Raw genomic sequence first — 17,388 nt, 5'->3', positions numbered from 1 at the left:
TCAGTTAGTGCAACAATCAAAGGAGTTAGCGCAACAATCAAATGACTTATCACAACAAACATCCCAGTTAGAGCAACAATCAAAAACCCATAAAAAAACCCCTATGCATGAATTTATCCGCATAAGAGCAATAATACTATGGTTTATATCTTTTCATTGGTATTTGTTTCGATTTGGATTTACGAGCATCAATAACTTTAATAACAATTGGGTAAACAATTGGTGCTAATTTAATTGCAGTTTTTACTACGTTTCTTACCTTCATTTAGTAGCACTCCATTTCTTAAAAGCTAATACTATTTTTATTCCCTAAATGCTTCATCTTAAACGCGTAGTACACGAACACCTTGTATGATATTCCAAATGATTACTGCCGCAGATAATAATATTTCTACAACAATAAACGAGATAACTAAAATAGGTCCTGCACTCAAAACATTATTAGAACTAGTTCCATAAAAACCAAATACGATAAAGAAAATAAAGAAACCAATAATTGAGGGGATAATAAGTAATAAGTGTGATATGAATGCTCGTTTAGCATGGTGTTTTACATCCGAATCAGTACTTACAAAATAAACAATCACTGGCAAAAGAAATCCTGCAAAAAATATACTGAAATAACATAATGCAGATAATACTCGATTATTATCCAGCACAAGCACCTCCATTCATATTATTATTTACGCTACAGCGCCCAAAAAGATTCAACTTAATGCATGTCTTTTTATTATATCTGCGAAATGGTATATAGATTATATAGATGAAATACTGATATATTCAGAAGGACCATGCCAATCTGCTCCGTCTGGTCCGAATTTGATTGCTGCTACGCCATCTGCTGCATAAAATCTAGTATCAGTAGAGCCGTTTGTCCAACTAGCATGGCCTTCTTGTCACAAACTTCAGCATTTGTTGTAACTGCAAGGAGCAATACTGTGAATAATGATTTCAACTTGGATTGTTTCGTCATCGAGAAATTTTTTTAATATCTTTTAGAATACCTTCTGCTAATTGTCCACGCATCGGAAATCGTAACGTACATTGCACGGATCTGGGACGATATTAAAACGTTCTTCTGCTTGTATTGTAGCCAAATTAATCGATGGAGAGTCATAAAAAGCAATACGGGCATTTTTATTGGTGATTCTAGCAGTTTTGAGTGGAAGTGCATGGCTTGTAAAATAGCATTTATCCCATCCAAAGTGCGACTACCATTGTGATGCTTTACTTTTGAATTAAAGTTCGAATTGTAAAATGCCTTTTGCTTGTAATCCAATTTGCAGACGTGTCGGTTCACCATAAATAACAAATTGGCCATTATCCCCATTAGGAGTTAAGCCATCCTAATGTATTTTCACCTCCAGTTTCTTCGTCTGTCACCAGATGGAGTTGAAGGCGTCTAGGCAGCTTATCAGCTGATTTAGATAGCTCAACAAAGCTGACTATCATCGCCGCCGCAACTCCGGCTTTCATATCAGTAGCTCCACGCCCGTATAAAAGGTCATCATCTACAGTGGGAAATTATATTTGTTTTTGGCAGAGAGTTCTTTAACATTTTAGAGTAATCTATTGAAAAATAAGAATCGTTTGAGTACAATAGGGGAGTTCGATAATTACAATTAAATGATGTATTTACCACAAGGGGAGCCGAAATGGTCGGCTGAGAGTGAACCCAAAGTTCTAACCCTTTGAACCTGTAAGTTAATGCTTGCGTAGGAATGTGGATAGAAATCGACATATAACCGATGTCAGGACCTGTCCTGATGTCGTTTTTTTGTTGCCGAAAGTTTTACTATCTAGAGCTCATTTACAAATGAGATACGTTTTAGGTCTTGTGTGTTCTACATCAGAACTACGGGAGGATGTTTATTGTGAATAAAAAGAGATTATTGTTTTTAATCGAGATTGCAATTTTTGCTACAATCGGTTTAATTTTGGATCAGTTGTCATTTAAGCTATGGGCTCAAGGTGGTTCTATAAGTCTTGTTATGGTACCGATTGTATTAATGGCATTTCGTTGGGGTGTATCAGGTGGTTTGATTACGGGATTTTTAGTTGGTTTATTGCAAGTGTCGATGGGTGCCTCAATTTTTACACCTGTTCAAGGATTTATCGATTATTTTATAGCATTTACTGTAGTCGGTTTAGCTGGTGTTGTGAGACATCTAGTGTTTGCGGCAAGTAAGCAATTAAACAAAAAAGAAATCACTTTGTATATTGTACTAGGTACTACTCTTGGAGGGTTATTGAGATATGTGGCACATACTACAGCAGGGGTTGTATTCTTTAGTAAATATGCAGGTGATCAAAATGTTTATTTGTATTCTATAATTTATAATGGTACGTATATGTTGCCAGCTACTATACTAACAGCCGTTGTAGCGGTATTATTATTTACTTCAGCACCTCGTTTATTACAACAAAAAAATTGATACAAAAAAGAGGATTCCTTATAGATGGAGTCCTCTTTTAGTACTTTCAGTAACAAAATTTCATATATTAATATAAGAACTAAACGAAACTTTTCTAAATATATAGACATTTGAAATGGAGAGATACTCGAATTTCATGTTCTTCATTTTGCGAAAAAAGTGTTATAGTAGAGAGTAGACATATGAGAAGAAGGGATCGTATAAAATGATAGCTATAACTCAAGAGGAAATTGCAGCATTGAAAAAAGCTGGACGTGTAATGGCCCAAATCCGTGAAACGATGAAGGCTGCAACAAAGCCAGGAATTACAACAAAAGAATTAGATGAAATTGGTGGCCGTTTATTTGAAGAAAATGGAGCCGTTTCAGGACCTAAAAGTGAATATGATTTTCCGGGATATACATGTATAAGTGTGAACGAACAAGTTGCACACGGCATTCCAGGGAACCTTACATTAAAAGAGGGAGACCTTATTAATATCGATGTTTCAGGTCATGTTGATGGCTACTTTGCAGATACAGGTGTGTCATTTGTTGTAGGTGGTGGATCTTATCCAGAAATCGATAAACTTTGCCAAGTTGCAGAAAGTGCATTTGATCGTGCGATGACGAAAGTAAAACCAGGTGCCCGTTTAAATCAAATCGGTAAAGCTGTAGAACGTGAAGCGAAAGCAAATGGCTTAGCGGTTATTATGAACTTAACTGGGCATGGCATTGGGCGTTCACTTCATGAAGATCCACAACATGTATTGAACTATTTTGATGCATGGGATCGTACAATTTTAAAAGAAGGAATGGTTTTAGCTGTTGAACCGTTCATCTCACAAAAAGCAGAACACATCGTTGAGTCAGGTGATGGTTGGACATTTATAACGCCTGATAAATCACTAGTTGCACAATATGAACATACAATCATCGTAACAGATGGTGAACCGATTATTACAACTAAATTAGATTAAAATATTGAAAAGGCCTCCCTTGAAATTTCATCAAGGAAGGCCTTTTTGTTATACAGTTATTTAGAAGGCTTTTGTTTTTTTATAAATAATATTCCTGCCAATAAGACACCACTTAAAAAAAGGGCAGCAGTCGTTACGAGTAATTCCTCAAATCCATTTTTTATCGCAACTCCAATATAAGCCCAAATGAAGACGGTAGGAAAGTTAATATCGAAATAGTGGAAACGCATATGAAGTGCAATAGCGGTACCTAGAGTGAGCATAATAACAGCCCATAAAGGATCACTTAATCCTAAGCCACTCCAATGGTTATACGTTAGTACGAAAGCGATATTTTTTATTGTTGCTACGCAAATCCAAGCAAAGTAAATAGAGATCGGTATGCGTTTTGACCATGCTTGTTCATCGTTACTATATGAGAAATATAGAAGTGCTAGACAAGCTAATAATAATAGCATTACGATAACTGAAATTTGGAAGTAGTTATAATGCCACAGGAAAATCCAAAAAATATTAAGTAATGAACTGGCTGTAAATAACAGCGTTTGTTGAATAGATATCGTGTTCTCTCTCTGGTAATTGTACCAATGTTTGTAAATCCAGTAAGCTAAAATTATGTATATAAAGCCCCAAATACTAAAAACATATCGTGCTGGAGTGAAAAGAACCGTATAACTTTCGGAGATGTCGCCAGTAGTTTGACCGTTTAGTGGAAGAATATTAGCAGCTAAGTTTACAGTTACCATTGCAATATAAGCAATAGTAATAATTAGTAATCTCCCCAATAAAATCTCCTCCTTCATGTTGAGATTAATATAAAATCCTAAATTTCGTTGCAGTCTGAAGTAGAAAAATATCTTGTTAGCAATTGCGTAAATATACAAATAATCACTACCAATTATAGTGCGTATGTATAAAGTATACATTTGATTAGTTAGAACAACAAATATCATTTCAGAACAATTTGCTGTAAAATACTACTATAAAAGTAAAAGGAGTGTTTAAAGTGAGTAAACGCATTGAAGATATGAAATTAGACAAACATCTAAACGATAAGCCTTCCTACAAAAAGGAACTAAAAAAACTACAATTTGAATTGTTAAATATTCAACAGTTCTTATTCAATCATGATATTGGGCTCGTATTAGCATTTGAAGGAATGGACGCAGCTGGTAAAGGTGGCGCCATTAAACGTTTAACACAACGACTGGATCCTCGTGGATATATCGTTCATCCAATTGCCGCACCGCAACCCTTCGAGCTGAAATATAACTATCTACATCGCTTTTGGACGCGCCTACCTTACAAAGGCCAAATTGGTATTTTTGATCGTACATGGTACGGACGTGTACTAGTAGAACGTATTGAAGGCTTTGCTAAAAAAGAAGAATGGCAACGTGCCTACGAAGAAATTAACCAATTTGAAAAACTACTTACAGATGATAACTATATCGTAGCAAAATTCTGGATTCAAGTGTCAAATGAAGAACAATTAAATCGATTTAAAGAACGACAAGAAAATCCTTATAAAAAATGGAAGCTAACGGATGAAGATTGGCGAAATCGTGACAAATGGCCAATTTATGTTGAGGCAGCAAATGATATGTTTGAGAAGACTGATAAACCACAAGCACCATGGATTTTAATATCAGGTGATGATAAAAAATACGCACGTATTCAAGTTCTAAAAGAAGTAATCGCACATGTTACAAAGGAATGTGAACTTAGAGGTTTACAAATTACTGATCCATTAGAAACTATTAGCGAAGAAGTATAACTATTTCGTGTCTAGAAGCATTATACTAATATGTAATCTATTTTAGTAATGGAGGCTTGAATATGACAAAACAACAATATCCAGAAGTATGGGATTTAGAGTCTATATTTGCTGGGGGTAGCAATTCAAAAGAGCTAAGAGTACAGTTAGACGAAATTCCAGTTGAATTAGAAATATTACAAAAAGCCGTTTCAAGTATTATAGTAGAAGATGCAAGATCCATTTTAGATGTTCTAGAATTAATGAAAGAAGTATATGTTAATATAGGGCAAATTGGTTCATTTATCTCGTGTTTACAAGCACAAGATATGACAGACAAAAAAGCTTCCCTATTGCGAGGCGAAATTTCATCACTAGCTGCAAGTTTTGCACCAATTAAATTGCAATTTCAGCAAGTGCTAAGTGGTATAGAAGAAAAAATATGGACAGCGCTACTAGCTACTGAAGAGCTATCACAATTCAAATTCACCTTAAATGAATGGCGAGATGAAACTAAATTAAAACTTTCTGAGCAAGAAGAGAACATAATTTCTGCATTAAAGGTTGATGGTTATAATGCTTGGGGAGAAATGTATGATCTATTGATTAGTGATATTAAAATTCCTTTTATAATTGATGGTGAAGAAAAAGAACTATCTGTAGGTCAAGCAAATAACTTAAGTTCACATCCGGATGCGGCAGTACGTCAAGCTGCTTATGAAGCTCTTGAAAAAACATGGACTGAAAAAGAGGAATTCTTTGCAAAAACGTTGAATCATATAGCAGGGTTCCGGTTAGCTACATACAAAAAAAGAGGTTGGGATTCGGTATTACAAGAGCCACTTCAAACTAACCGTATGCAGCCTAAAACAATTGATGCTATGTGGGGTGCAATTATAGATCATAAAGCACCTTTCGCAGAATATTTAAAGCGTAAAGCAGAGCTATTAAATACGAGTACAATAGATTGGTTCAACTTAGATGCTCCAATTACTGCATCAACTGAGACGATTTCTTATCAAGAAGGCGCAGCATTTGTTATCAAAAATTTCGGACGATTTGGCAAAAAGCTAGAAGCCTTTGCTACAAATGCAATTGAAAATGGCTGGGTTGAAGCTGAAAACCGCCCAAATAAACGTCCGGGTGGATTTTGTACCGGATTACCATTAACGAAGGAATCGCGTATTTTCATGACTTATAGTGGTACTATGTCTAATGTTGCAACATTAGCACATGAACTTGGTCATGCATTCCATTCGTATGCATTACGTCCTATTCATACTTTGAATACTAGCTATGCAATGGGTGTGGCAGAAACAGCTTCTACATTTGCTGAAATGATTGTTGCAGATGCAGCTGTTCAAGAAGCAAAATCAGAAGATGAAAAAATAGCATTACTTGAAGATAAAATTCAACGCAGTGTAGCATTTTTCATGAATATTCATGCTCGATTCTTATTTGAAACACGTTTTTATGAAGAACGTGAGTCAGGAATTGTACCAGCTCAACGCTTGAATGAAATAATGGAAGAGGCACAGAAGGAAGCTTATGCAGGTGCGCTAAATGTTGCTCATCCACATTTCTGGGTTTCAAAATTGCACTTCTATATGACAAGTGTACCGTTTTATAATTTCCCATATACATTTGGATATTTGTTCTCATTAAGTATTTATGCTAAAGCTAAAGAAGAAGGTAGTAGCTTTGAAGATAAATATATCGCTTTATTACAAGATACAGCTGTTATGTCAGTAGAAGATTTAGCGATGAAACATTTAGGTGAGGATATTACAGAAAAGACATTCTGGGAAAAGGGAATTCGTATATGTGAACAGGATGTTGAACAATTTTTAGAATTAACCACTCAAAAAGGGTGATCTAATATGGTGTTTCTTGAAGGAAATCGCTGCTATTTACGAACATTAGAAGAAGCCGATGTTTCGGCATTCACAAATCTAGTAAAGCGGAATAAGCGTTATTGGTCGATCTATGAGCCATTACATGAGGATGAGTTTTATACAGAACACACTCAAAGAAAGAAAATTATTGAGTCTATTCAGCGTATGAGATTAAACCGTGAGTATAGTTTTGCAATATTTGCAATGGGAACGTCGGATCTTGTAGGACATATATCGATTTATTCTATCAAGAGATTACCATTTGCAAGTGCTTTTGTCGGTTATTCAGTAGATAAACGTTATATTGGTCAAGGAATTGCATCTGAGGCGTTAGAGCTAGTAGTGAAATTTGGATTTGAAGATTTGTCGCTGCATCGGATGGAAGCGTATGTATCGCCGAAAAACATTGGCTCTGTTCGCGTTTTAGAGAAAACTGAATTCCAACGTGAAGGGTTATTAAGAAAGCTATTGTACATTAATGGGAATTGGGAAGATCATTATTTGTATTCTTATATAGATGATGATTTTTGAAAGGGTAAGGCCGTCTGGCGGAGATGGAAAAGTACTGTCAGAGGAATGCTTTACGGAATGAAATAATTAGCGAATCATTTCCTGGGAAATGCGTCGATTTTTGTTTAAAAAAGAAGAAGCGAGGGCACCTAGAAGGTGACCCTCGCTTTTTGTAATATCGATTATTTTGAACCGTCTTCAACTACATCAAGACGACCTGTACTTGGGTCGATTACTAAACCATGAACGGGAATAGAGTCGATAACTAGTGGATGATTTCGAATTACTTCAACGCTATGTCGTACATTCTCTGTTACATCGTCAAAGCCACGTAACCAATCATGTAAGTTTACACCAGAATAATTCAATAGATTAATTGCTTCTTGAGAGACGCCACGGTCAACCATTTTAGTTAGCATTTTGTCAGGGTTAACTGCACTCATACCACAATCGTAGTGCCCAATGACAAAAATCTCATCTGCTTGTAATTCATAGATTGCTACAAGTAGACTACGCATAATACCACCAAAAGGATGATTTAAAGTGGCACCTGCACTTTTGACAATTTTGACATCTCCATTACGTAAATTCATAGCTTTTGGTAAGAGTTCTACAAGACGAGTATCCATACATGTTAAAATTACAAAATGCTTATCCGGGAATTTGCTTGTAATAAAAGGCTCATATTGCTTTTCTTCTACGAAGGTTTCATTGAATGTAAGAATATCTTTTATTATTGACATAAAACTTTCCCCTTTCCTTACATACTTATTTTAGAATAACTATTCAGAAAAGAGAATAAGTTTTAAAGAAATTATGAATTTAATTTTTGTAAAAGATTCATTGTATCTAAAGAACGCCCTGTACCGATTGCAACAGATTCTAATGGTGATGGAGCTAGAATAACAGGAACAAGAAGTTCATCTGAAAGCCATTCAGGCATACCTTTTAATAGAGAGCCGCCACCTGTTAATACAACGCCACGGTCTACAATATCTCCAGATAACTCAGGTGGACAGCTTTCTAAAGTTCTACGGATAACCTCTAAGATTGAAAGAAGAGATTCTTTAAGACAACTTTGAATTTCTTCTGAATTTACCGTGATCGTTTTTGGCAAACCAGTTACAATATCTCTACCGCGCACTTCCATGTACTCTTTGTCATGTTGGATTAAAGCATAACCAATTTCTTTTTTTATATTCTCAGCAGTATGCTCACCAATTAGTACGCTGTATTCTTTACGTGCAAAATGAATGATTTCTTCATTCATTCGGTCGCCACCCAGTTTCATAGTGTTTGAAGTAACAACGCCGCCAAATGAGATGATTCCAACCTCTGTTGTGCCTCCTCCGATATCAACGATGACACTTGCGATTGGTTCACTAACAGGAAGATCAGCACCGATTGCTGCAGCAACAGGTTCTTCGATTAAAAAGACTTCTTTAGCTCCACATTGTTTAACAGCATCTCTTATAGCTAAACGCTCAACTGAAGTAGCACCAGATGGAGTACAGACGATTACACTCGGTTTACGGATTGAGCCACCAATAACTTTCCCTACCTTTTGCATAATGGCTTTAATCATTGCGGTAGTCATATCAAAGTCGGCAATGACACCATCACGAAGGGGACGGATTGCTTGAATATTCGCGGGCGTTTTCCCAATCATACTCTTTGCTTCCGTACCGATTGCGATTACTTCATTTGTAGTTGTATTTACTGAAATAACTGATGGTTCATTTAATAAAATTCCTTTGCTTTTTGTATATACTAACGTATTGGCTGTGCCAAGATCGATTCCAATTGCAGTTGTTGAAAACATAGTGTATTTCCTCCTTTATAACATTGCCTCCTAAGTATAGAGGAAAAACAGCAAAACCCCTATGTTACATATTGGAAGTTGTAAGTTGTTTAGGAAATAAGTGTGGAGATAGTATTTATAAATAATCAGTTATTGGGGAATTTAAGGGTAAATAGGTTTAAAATGTCACAAGTTTGTTACAAAATTGTGAGAAAAAAATAAAAAAACAGTTACTTATAAGTAACTGTTTTGGATTATTAGTTTTTAGGTTTTGGATCAACAAGAGTTGCAGTTGATGTATCTAATCCTACTAGTAAATAGTGAATAAGGATTCCACCAGTGATTAGGATAAGTGCTGAAAATCCTAAAACTGTTAAAATAAATGTAAACATTATAAAACTCCTCTCTACCATTATTAAAGATTCATTATCTACCAGTATACATGATATTTTGTTTGAAGATAAGTCTAATTTATGGATAATCTATTTACTCATGCTTTTACTGGTTTAAATTGCAAATTTTAATAAAAATAAGATATGATATGAGAATTATATTGTTATTTTAATAGAATACATGTAAGGATATTAAAATGCCCAATTTCCTTGACGGAATATTGGTTCTACATTGTTATCTTCCGAAATACCGTCTATATCCATTTTGTCAGAACCAATCATAAAATCTACATGTGTTAGACTTTGGTTTAAGCCGTTCTCTGCAATCTCTTCACGAGACATGGTTTTACCACCTTCTATGTTGAAAGCGTAAGCACTACCAATAGCCAAATGGTTAGAAGCATTTTCGTCGAACAGTGTGTTATAGAATAATAGACCCGATTGTGAAATAGGTGAATTGTGGGGAACTAGAGCAACCTCACCTAAATAATGTGAACCTTCGTCAGTAGCCACAAGTTGTTTTAGTACTTCCTCACCTTGTTCTGCAGATACGTCTATGATTCGGCCATTTTCAAAAGTAATTTTAAAATTATCAATAATATTGCCACCATAGCTTAATGGTTTAGTACTGGATACATAACCGTTAACACCTGTTTTAAATGGTGCAGTAAATACTTCTTCTGTTGGCATATTAGCCATAAATTCTTTGCCGTTCACATTGACACTACCGCCACCACACCAAATATGGTTTTTAGGAAGTTCGATTGTAAGATCTGTTCCAGGAGCACGATAGTGCAATTTATGATATTTTTTTTCGTTTAAATAGGATACTTTGTCATGCAATGATTCATCGAGTGTTTTCCAAGCGTTAATTGGATCTGCTACATCAGCTCTTACAGCTTTAAAAATAGCTTCCCAAAGATGCTCAACTTGTTGGTCTTGAGGCAGTTCAGGAAAAACTTTGGCGGCCCAATCTTTTGAAGATGCTGCAATAACATTCCAACTAAATTTGTCAGATTGAGCATATTCTCTATACTTACTTAAGGCTTTACCTGCCGCTTTTTGGAAAGAGACGATACGGCTAGATTCAATCCCAGCTAGTAAATCTGGGCTTTGAGAAACAATGCTTATGAAGGCAGCACCATGTTCTGCTAACCAATTACGTTCTTCCGTTTTCCAATGCGGGTAAAAGTCGAAAGAGTCGGCAGGAGCTAACTCGTAACGTAGACGACTAATTTGATCATCCGCAAAATCAACAAATACTTGTTTGGCACCAGCTTCATAAGCCTTTTTAGTTATTAACCGGACTAACTCTACATTATCAACAGAAGAGTTAATGTATAGAAATTGATTGGGTTGGATGTTGACACCAATTTTAATAGCAAGTTCAGCATAACGATCTAATTTCTCATTGAATGAAATCATGACGACATTCCTCCTTAAATTAAGTCAATTGTAACAATTTTCGAAAGATTAGAAAAGAAAAAGTCAAGGAACATATTTTTGTCCTTTTCACGAAATTTCGGCAAATATCTCCTATTGTTTGTAATAGATTATTAAGATAATGAAATATAAACCGAAATAAAAAAAAGAATGACGATTTTGGGGGTACTAAAATGGATTTATCATCGATTATTGGTTTAATAATAGCTTTTGTTTCGCTATTAGCAGGGATGTATTTTAAAGGTGTTACTCCTGATGCATTACTGAATCCGGCAGCGATACTTATTATCATCTTCGGTACGATCGCAGCGATTACGATCGCATTTCCTAAGAGTGAACTAAAACGTATACCTAAGCTGTTTGGTCTTATCTTCAAGGAGCAAAAGTTAGTAAGTGATGTAGAGATTATTAAAATGTTTTCGCAATGGGCAGATTTAGCTCGTCGAGAAGGGCTACTTGCACTTGAAAGCAAAGTATCCGAAATTGATGATCCATTTTTGAAAAATGGATTGACTTTGGCTATTGATGGTCAAAATGCAGATTATATCCGCGACGTATTAAACGAAGAAGTAGAAGCGATGGAAGATCGCCATGCAAGCGGAGCTTTAATTTTTTCACAAGCAGGTACATATGCCCCAACTTTAGGGGTACTTGGTGCAGTAATTGGTCTGATTGCAGCACTAAGAGATTTAAACGATATTGAAAAATTAGGACATGCTATTTCAGCAGCGTTCGTAGCGACACTTCTAGGTATTTTCACTGGTTATGTACTATGGCATCCATTTGCAAATAAGTTAAAACGTAAATCTAGCCAAGAAATTCGTCAAAAAACAATGATGATTGAAGGTATTTTATCGGTTCTAGAAGGTGAAGCCCCTCGCGTAATCGAACAGAAATTGGCATCTTACTTAACTAAAGAAGATCGCTCTCAAATAATGGACGAAAGCGGGGCGAGTGGCCTTGGCAAAGAGATCTAGAAGAAGGAAAAAGCATGAAGAACATACAGATGAATCTTGGCTAATTCCATATGCCGATATTTTGACATTATTATTAGCGCTCTTTATCGTACTATTTGCATCAAGTACTGTTGATGTACAAAAAATGCAACAGCTTTCTACTGTTTTTAGTTCTATCTTCGATTCAGGTGATGGCGTTTTTGAGCAGCCATCACCAGTCGAACCACTAAAGCCAAAAAGTACTGAAAAAGATAGCAAAGCAGACGCAGCTTATTTAGAAGATCAAGAAGCTCTATCGAAAATTAAAGGGAATGTAGATGAGTTTATAGCTGTCAATGAGCTTGAAAAGCAATTTGCAACAAAGCTCACAGATGAAGGGTTGCTCGTAACAATCCGAGATAGTATTCTTTTTGATCCGGGTAAAGCAGATGTTAAAAAAGAGTATCAAAGCCTTGCAAAAGAATTGTCCAAGTTACTTGTATTTGATCCACCACGTCATGTCATAATTACAGGTTATACAGATACAGTACCTATGAATAATGCAGAGTTTGCTTCAAACTGGGAGCTAAGTGTTATGCGTGCAGTTAATTTCTTGAAATTAGTTGTAGACGATAATGCTAATCTAGATACTGCGTTCTTTAGTGCAAAAGGGTACGGAGAAAATGAGCCTGTTGCTACAAATGATACGGATGAAGGTCGTTCAAAAAACAGACGTGTAGAAGTACTTATTCAACCTTTAGTGAAAAAGGACGGTACAAATACAAGCGAACAAAAAGCATCAAAAAAATCAGAATAAGAGAAAACGATCTGTATTTCACAAATCGTTTCAGACTGTAAACAAACTCGAAGAAATTCGGGTTTATCTACAGTCTTTTTTTCTTCTGAAAATAAAACATTAAGACCGTTGATTTCCACTGAGGTGGACGCTTTCCGCGGGCGCGCCAAGCCACTTCGTCGCTTCGCTCCTGTAGGGGCTTGGAGGGTCTTGGACTGTCCGCCTTTCCCGCAGGAGTCGTCACTTCCGCTACAATCAGACAACCTTAAAAGGTCTTAGAATAGTGTCCATGCAGGCGATGCTTACTTTTGCTACTATGAATTTAAAGAAACTGCCAATTGGACTTAGGAAAGTCCAATAATGGTATAAAAGTTAATATTCGAAGTGCATTTCATCTATAAAAGAGAACCTACAATAACTAAAATATGTGAAAATAACAAAAGACAATTAAGATGTAATCTAAATGCCTTTTGTCGACATACTGAACGGTATGTATTTTACATACGTTTTTTTTTTTTTTGACATTCATAAAACAAAAGTTTATAATTTAAACAAATGTAATGAGGGTGATGACATGAATGATAAAGAGTTAATGATCCTAAAGCTTATTCGCCAAAATCCATTTTTGTCCCAACAAGAAATGGCTGAAGAATTAAAGATGTCTAGACCCGCTTTAGCGAATATTATTTCAGGTTTAACTCGTCAAGGTAAAATTGTCGGGAGGGCTTATATATTGCCGGAAGAAAATGAAGTGATTTGTATTGGTGGAGCCAATATGGACCGTAAATTTCACATTAAAGGTAAAGCTCAGTTAGGTACTTCTAATCCTGCAGCCGTTACACAAAGTATCGGTGGTGTAACTCGAAATATTGCAGAAAATTTAGGTCGTCTAGGACATCATGTATCACTTTTAACAGGTGCAGGTAAGGATTCAGATTGGAATGCGATTAAAGAAGCTTCAACAAGTTATATGAATGTTTCTAATGTAGAACTATTTCAAAACGCATCAACTGGCTCGTATACGGCTGTTTTAGATGAGCAAGGAGAAATGCTTTTAGCTGTAGCGAACATGGAAGTTTATGAATTATTAAAGCCAGAGTTGCTAATGAAGCACGAGGCAGCGATGTCAAATGCAGCATGTATCGTAATGGATTTAAATTGTCCTAAAGAAACAGTTGAAAGCATTAAAGAGCTTGCAATGGTAAGACATATACCATTTGCATTAATTCCAGTATCGTCACCGAAGATGGATCGTATGCCAAAAGATTTAATCGGCGTAACATGGTTTATCTGTAATCGAGATGAAGCAGAAACGTATTTGGATATTACGATTTCTTCAGAGGAAGACTGGAAAAATGCAGTGCAAGCATTGTTAGATAAAGGCGCAGAAAATGTTGTTATAACAGCAGGTAGTAAAGGGGTCTATGCCGCATCTAAAGACCTGGCGGCGAAGGATTATGTTGCTATACAAATTGATCATGTTGAAGATGTTACAGGTGCTGGAGATGCTTTTGTAGGGGCATTGCTACATAGCTGGATTCTACAAGAGCCTTTCGCTGAAAATATTCAAAATGGTTTGATGAATGCAGCAAAAACTTTACAATGCGCATTTACAGTAAGACCAGATTTATCCGCGAATAAACTAAAAAATGAGCTGGAGGAATAATACATGAAACAATATCTATCATTCTCAGAAGAAGTAAAAGCTGCACAAGAAAAAGGGCTACCAATCGTAGCATTAGAATCTACAATCATTTCACATGGTATGCCGTACCCGCAAAACGTTATAACTGCACGTGAAGTGGAACAAATTATCCGCGATAACGGTGCAGTTCCAGCTACAATTGCTATTTTAGATGGTAAAATCAAAATCGGTCTTTCTGATGATGAATTAGAAGTACTAGGTAACTCATCAGACGTTGCAAAAACATCTCGTCGTGACCTTGCTTATTTACTAGCAACAAAACAAAAAGGTGCTACAACAGTAGCTGCAACAATGATTTGTGCAGAATTAGCTGGCATTGAAATGTTCGTAACAGGTGGTATCGGTGGTGTTCACCGTGGCGCTGAAACAACAATGGATATTTCAGCAGACTTAGAAGAGCTATCACAAACTAATGTAGCAGTAGTATGTGCTGGTGCAAAATCTATTCTAGATATCGGTTTGACTCTAGAATATCTTGAAACAAAAGGTGTTCCAGTAATCGGATATGAAACAGACTTAGTACCAGCATTCTACACTCGTGAAAGTGATTTCTCTGTAAACTTCCGCGCAGATAATCCTGAAACAGTAGCTGAAATGTTACGTACAAAATGGGATCTAGGACTTACAGGTGGAGCAGTAATTGCTAACCCAATTCCAGAAGTAGATGCAATGGATCACGATTTCATCACTAACATCATTGAAACAGCACTACTAGAAGCTAAAGAAAATGGTATTAATGGTAAACAAGTAACACCATTTTTATTAGGTAAAGTAAAAGAATTAACAGAAGGCAAGAGCTTAGTAGCTAATATTGCATTAGTAAAATACAATGCAGTAGTTGGATCTAAAATTGCAGTAGCTTTAAATAAATAATTTGATGAAAAAAGCTAGGAACAAAGCCATAAAAGTATGGCTGTTCCTAGCTTTTTTATGATTTACGAAGTGAACCTAATTCAGTTACGATTGCTTGCATTTCGCTTGGGCTAAACGCATCACGTTTCATAACCATTTCATAAAGATAGACAAGGTCTTCGTATTGTGAGGTATCAAAATGCTCTGGTTTCATTGCATCTGCATTTACCATACGAAGTTTATCTTTGATCATATCAATCATATAGATGACATTCTCAGTAGAGGGTTCAGTTAGATTCATAGGATTCCCTACCTTTCGTTCAATACATAGTATCATTTCATGCAATGAATTGAATGTCAATTACAAATTGATTATGCCTTTGCAGTTTGCTCAGCTTCTTTATTTAATTTTGCTTCTTTTTCTTCTTTTAGCTTTTCTTTAATACGTTTCGTTTCTATAACGACAACACCTGATAAGCCGATAAGACCAATTAAGTTTGGTATTGCCATTAAGCCGTTTGCAACATCAGAGAATGTCCAAACAATATTAAGTGGAATTGTTGCACCGATATATACGAAAGCAACGAAAATAAGACGGTAAACTAAAAGAGCATACGGATTTTTAAATAAATATTGGAAGCATTTTTCCCCATAATAAGCCCAACCTAAAATAGTTGAAGAAGCGAAGAATATCAATCCAATCGCTACAACAATTGGTCCCCAGTTACCTAAGAAATGACCAAATGCTTGTGTTGTTAATGCATTTGCTTCTAGATTTGGATTTGTATAAACACCAGACATAACGATTGTTAAGCCAGTGATCGAACAGATTAAAAAAGTATCGAAGAAAACTTGTGTCATTGATATAAGTGCTTGTCTTCCCGGTAAATCTGTTTTCGCAGCAGCTGCTGCGATTGGAGCAGAACCAAGACCAGCTTCATTGGAGAATACCCCACGAGCAACACCATAGCGAATTGCCGCACCAATTGCACCACCTGCCGCAGCTTCGCCTGAGAATGCCATTTTAATAATTGTTATGAATGCTTCAGGTACAGCAGTAATATTCATGACAATAATGATTAAACCAGAAGCTAAATAGAAAACAGCCATAACTGGAACAAAAACAGCTGTTACTTTACCGATAGATTGAATTCCCCCTAAAATAACAAGGCCTACGAAAATAGTTAAAATAATACCAGTAATCCATGGATCAATTTTAAAAGTAGAATTTACAACCCCAGCAACTGAATTAGATTGTGTACCGTTCCCGATACCAAATGAAGCTAAAACACCAAATAATGCGAATAATACAGCTAGCCATTTCTGTTTAAGACCATGTTCAAGATAGTACATTGGTCCACCAGCCATTTGACCCTTCGAATCTTTTACTCGGAAGCGAACTGCTAAGATGGCCTCACTATACTTCGTTGCCATACCAAAGAATGCAGAGAACCACATCCAGAATATAGCACCAGGTCCCCCTAAAATAACAGCTGTTGCAACCCCAACGATATTCCCTGTACCAACTGTAGCAGCAAGAGCTGTTGTCAGTGCCTGAAATTGTGAAATATCGCCTTCAGCATCTGAAGCATGTTTTTTAGAAAATACTAGTCTAAGAGCTGTTGGTAATAGTCTAAGTTGTAATACACCCACTCGAATAGTGAGATAAATCCCTGAACCAACGATTAAGACAATTAATGGGATTCCCCATAATACGCCTGATATCGAACTTAAAATCTCATTTAACTTATCCATTTAATACTTCCCCCTTGTACGTTGTTTTTTGTGAAATATTCTCCCTATTTCTATTTATTTCTCCATTATATTCTATTATTCTAAATATTCCGTCTATAAGTCAAGAAATAATTTTTTAAGAGATTACATTGAATAGCCATCACTTTAGTTTTATT

General features: G+C 36.0%; 19 protein-coding genes, 1 pseudogene and 1 riboswitch. Of the genes and pseudogenes, 9 read left to right on the top strand and 11 right to left on the bottom strand.

From position 1 onward, the window contains the following. Positions 1-136 precede the first annotated feature (136 nt). From ACQKMD_RS04850 to ACQKMD_RS04835, 4 genes and pseudogenes are all read right to left on the bottom strand, one after another. Positions 137-265 carry a hypothetical protein gene (locus tag ACQKMD_RS04850; protein ID WP_427749963.1) on the bottom strand — a complete coding sequence of 43 codons (129 nt, stop codon included), beginning with the start codon at positions 263-265 and terminating at the stop codon, positions 137-139. 58 nt (positions 266-323) lie between these two features. Next, complete coding sequence (locus ACQKMD_RS04845) at positions 324-587, bottom strand: hypothetical protein (RefSeq protein ID WP_427750070.1); 264 nt, start codon at positions 585-587, stop codon at positions 324-326. Positions 588-829: 242 nt separating this feature from the next. Then, positions 830-973: a hypothetical protein gene (locus tag ACQKMD_RS04840; protein WP_427749962.1), complete on the bottom strand. Its 144-nt coding sequence runs from the start codon at positions 971-973 to the stop codon at positions 830-832. A gap of 356 nt (positions 974-1,329) precedes the next feature. Further along, a pseudogene (locus ACQKMD_RS04835) lies at positions 1,330-1,506 on the bottom strand (M20/M25/M40 family metallo-hydrolase); the annotation flags it as partial. A gap of 127 nt (positions 1,507-1,633) precedes the next feature. Continuing rightward, a riboswitch (TPP riboswitch) is annotated at positions 1,634-1,739 on the top strand. A gap of 135 nt (positions 1,740-1,874) precedes the next feature. On the opposite strand from ACQKMD_RS04835, the gene thiT reads away from it, so the two are divergent. After that, positions 1,875-2,435 carry an energy-coupled thiamine transporter ThiT gene (gene thiT, locus ACQKMD_RS04830; protein WP_427749961.1) on the top strand — a complete coding sequence of 187 codons (561 nt, stop codon included), beginning with the start codon at positions 1,875-1,877 and terminating at the stop codon, positions 2,433-2,435. Positions 2,436-2,640: 205 nt separating this feature from the next. Then, positions 2,641-3,393 carry a type I methionyl aminopeptidase gene (map, locus tag ACQKMD_RS04825; RefSeq protein ID WP_427749959.1) on the top strand — a complete coding sequence of 251 codons (753 nt, stop codon included), beginning with the start codon at positions 2,641-2,643 and terminating at the stop codon, positions 3,391-3,393. A 56-nt stretch (positions 3,394-3,449) separates the two neighbouring features. Here map and ACQKMD_RS04820 read toward each other — a convergent pair whose 3' ends face one another. Then, the gene (locus ACQKMD_RS04820; protein ID WP_427749957.1) at positions 3,450-4,178 is read right to left on the bottom strand and encodes a tryptophan-rich sensory protein; all 729 of its coding nucleotides are present in this window, start codon (positions 4,176-4,178) and stop codon (positions 3,450-3,452) included. Positions 4,179-4,420: 242 nt separating this feature from the next. On the opposite strand from ACQKMD_RS04820, the gene ACQKMD_RS04815 reads away from it, so the two are divergent. The 3 genes from ACQKMD_RS04815 (at position 4,421) to ACQKMD_RS04805 (ending at position 7,575) form a co-directional block, all read left to right on the top strand. After that, complete coding sequence (locus ACQKMD_RS04815) at positions 4,421-5,170, top strand: polyphosphate kinase 2 family protein (protein WP_427750069.1); 750 nt, start codon at positions 4,421-4,423, stop codon at positions 5,168-5,170. A 62-nt stretch (positions 5,171-5,232) separates the two neighbouring features. After that, entirely contained in the window at positions 5,233-7,023 is a 1,791-nt protein-coding gene (locus tag ACQKMD_RS04810) for a M3 family oligoendopeptidase (RefSeq protein ID WP_427749955.1), read from the top strand. 6 nt (positions 7,024-7,029) lie between these two features. Further along, entirely contained in the window at positions 7,030-7,575 is a 546-nt protein-coding gene (locus tag ACQKMD_RS04805) for a GNAT family N-acetyltransferase (RefSeq protein ID WP_427749953.1), read from the top strand. Positions 7,576-7,736: 161 nt separating this feature from the next. Here ACQKMD_RS04805 and ACQKMD_RS04800 read toward each other — a convergent pair whose 3' ends face one another. The 4 genes from ACQKMD_RS04800 to ACQKMD_RS04785 form a co-directional block, all read right to left on the bottom strand. Further along, positions 7,737-8,297 (bottom strand): beta-class carbonic anhydrase, encoded by a 561-nt coding sequence (locus tag ACQKMD_RS04800; protein ID WP_427749952.1) that lies wholly within the window; start codon positions 8,295-8,297, stop codon positions 7,737-7,739. A gap of 71 nt (positions 8,298-8,368) precedes the next feature. Further along, positions 8,369-9,376, bottom strand: coding sequence for a rod-share determining protein MreBH (gene mreBH, locus ACQKMD_RS04795; protein WP_427749950.1), 1,008 nt, complete (start codon positions 9,374-9,376; stop codon positions 8,369-8,371). Between the two features lie 236 nt (positions 9,377-9,612). Beyond that, positions 9,613-9,747, bottom strand: coding sequence for a hypothetical protein (locus tag ACQKMD_RS04790; RefSeq protein WP_427749948.1), 135 nt, complete (start codon positions 9,745-9,747; stop codon positions 9,613-9,615). A 192-nt stretch (positions 9,748-9,939) separates the two neighbouring features. Beyond that, complete coding sequence (locus ACQKMD_RS04785) at positions 9,940-11,172, bottom strand: aminopeptidase (protein ID WP_427749946.1); 1,233 nt, start codon at positions 11,170-11,172, stop codon at positions 9,940-9,942. Positions 11,173-11,363: 191 nt separating this feature from the next. Between ACQKMD_RS04785 and motA the strand changes: the two genes are divergently transcribed. The 4 genes from motA to ACQKMD_RS04765 all read left to right on the top strand — a co-directional run bounded on the left by motA (position 11,364) and on the right by ACQKMD_RS04765 (position 15,499). Then, the gene (gene motA, locus ACQKMD_RS04780; protein ID WP_193737513.1) at positions 11,364-12,167 is read left to right on the top strand and encodes a flagellar motor stator protein MotA; all 804 of its coding nucleotides are present in this window, start codon (positions 11,364-11,366) and stop codon (positions 12,165-12,167) included. Then, complete coding sequence (gene motB / locus ACQKMD_RS04775; RefSeq protein ID WP_427749944.1) at positions 12,151-12,942, top strand: flagellar motor protein MotB; 792 nt, start codon at positions 12,151-12,153, stop codon at positions 12,940-12,942. The genes motA and motB overlap by 17 nt, the downstream gene beginning before the upstream one ends. A 553-nt stretch (positions 12,943-13,495) precedes the next feature. Next, positions 13,496-14,587, top strand: a complete 1,092-nt coding sequence (locus ACQKMD_RS04770) for a carbohydrate kinase (RefSeq protein ID WP_427749942.1) — start codon at positions 13,496-13,498, stop codon at positions 14,585-14,587. 3 nt (positions 14,588-14,590) lie between these two features. After that, on the top strand, positions 14,591-15,499 hold the full coding sequence (locus ACQKMD_RS04765) for a pseudouridine-5'-phosphate glycosidase (protein WP_427749940.1): 909 nt from the start codon (positions 14,591-14,593) through the stop codon (positions 15,497-15,499). 55 nt (positions 15,500-15,554) lie between these two features. On the opposite strand, the gene ACQKMD_RS04760 is transcribed toward ACQKMD_RS04765, so the two are convergent. Further along, positions 15,555-15,779 carry a DUF1128 domain-containing protein gene (locus tag ACQKMD_RS04760; protein ID WP_427749938.1) on the bottom strand — a complete coding sequence of 75 codons (225 nt, stop codon included), beginning with the start codon at positions 15,777-15,779 and terminating at the stop codon, positions 15,555-15,557. Positions 15,780-15,850: 71 nt separating this feature from the next. Next, complete coding sequence (locus tag ACQKMD_RS04755; protein WP_427749936.1) at positions 15,851-17,233, bottom strand: alanine/glycine:cation symporter family protein; 1,383 nt, start codon at positions 17,231-17,233, stop codon at positions 15,851-15,853. Positions 17,234-17,388: the final 155 nt, after the last annotated feature.

It is taken from the genome of Viridibacillus sp. NPDC096237, from assembly GCF_050278625.1.
In the GTDB taxonomy this organism is placed as follows: domain Bacteria; phylum Bacillota; class Bacilli; order Bacillales_A; family Planococcaceae; genus Viridibacillus.
The sequence above is the reverse complement of the archived record's forward strand: the minus strand, read 5'-3'. Positions and strand labels throughout refer to the sequence as shown.

Coding starts and splice junctions, on each gene's coding strand:
- ACQKMD_RS04850 (WP_427749963.1), bottom strand. CDS start 265: ATGAAGGTAAGAAACGTAGTAAAAACTGCAATTAAATTAGCACCAATT.
- ACQKMD_RS04840 (WP_427749962.1), bottom strand. CDS start 973: ATGACGAAACAATCCAAGTTGAAATCATTATTCACAGTATTGCTCCTT.
- map (WP_427749959.1), top strand. CDS start 2,641: ATGATAGCTATAACTCAAGAGGAAATTGCAGCATTGAAAAAAGCTGGA.
- ACQKMD_RS04815 (WP_427750069.1), top strand. CDS start 4,421: ATGAAATTAGACAAACATCTAAACGATAAGCCTTCCTACAAAAAGGAA.
- ACQKMD_RS04810 (WP_427749955.1), top strand. CDS start 5,233: ATGACAAAACAACAATATCCAGAAGTATGGGATTTAGAGTCTATATTT.
- ACQKMD_RS04805 (WP_427749953.1), top strand. CDS start 7,030: ATGGTGTTTCTTGAAGGAAATCGCTGCTATTTACGAACATTAGAAGAA.
- ACQKMD_RS04800 (WP_427749952.1), bottom strand. CDS start 8,297: ATGTCAATAATAAAAGATATTCTTACATTCAATGAAACCTTCGTAGAA.
- mreBH (WP_427749950.1), bottom strand. CDS start 9,376: ATGTTTTCAACAACTGCAATTGGAATCGATCTTGGCACAGCCAATACG.
- ACQKMD_RS04790 (WP_427749948.1), bottom strand. CDS start 9,747: ATGTTTACATTTATTTTAACAGTTTTAGGATTTTCAGCACTTATCCTA.
- ACQKMD_RS04785 (WP_427749946.1), bottom strand. CDS start 11,172: ATGATTTCATTCAATGAGAAATTAGATCGTTATGCTGAACTTGCTATT.
- motA (WP_193737513.1), top strand. CDS start 11,364: ATGGATTTATCATCGATTATTGGTTTAATAATAGCTTTTGTTTCGCTA.
- ACQKMD_RS04770 (WP_427749942.1), top strand. CDS start 13,496: ATGAATGATAAAGAGTTAATGATCCTAAAGCTTATTCGCCAAAATCCA.
- ACQKMD_RS04765 (WP_427749940.1), top strand. CDS start 14,591: ATGAAACAATATCTATCATTCTCAGAAGAAGTAAAAGCTGCACAAGAA.
- ACQKMD_RS04760 (WP_427749938.1), bottom strand. CDS start 15,779: ATGAATCTAACTGAACCCTCTACTGAGAATGTCATCTATATGATTGAT.
- ACQKMD_RS04755 (WP_427749936.1), bottom strand. CDS start 17,233: ATGGATAAGTTAAATGAGATTTTAAGTTCGATATCAGGCGTATTATGG.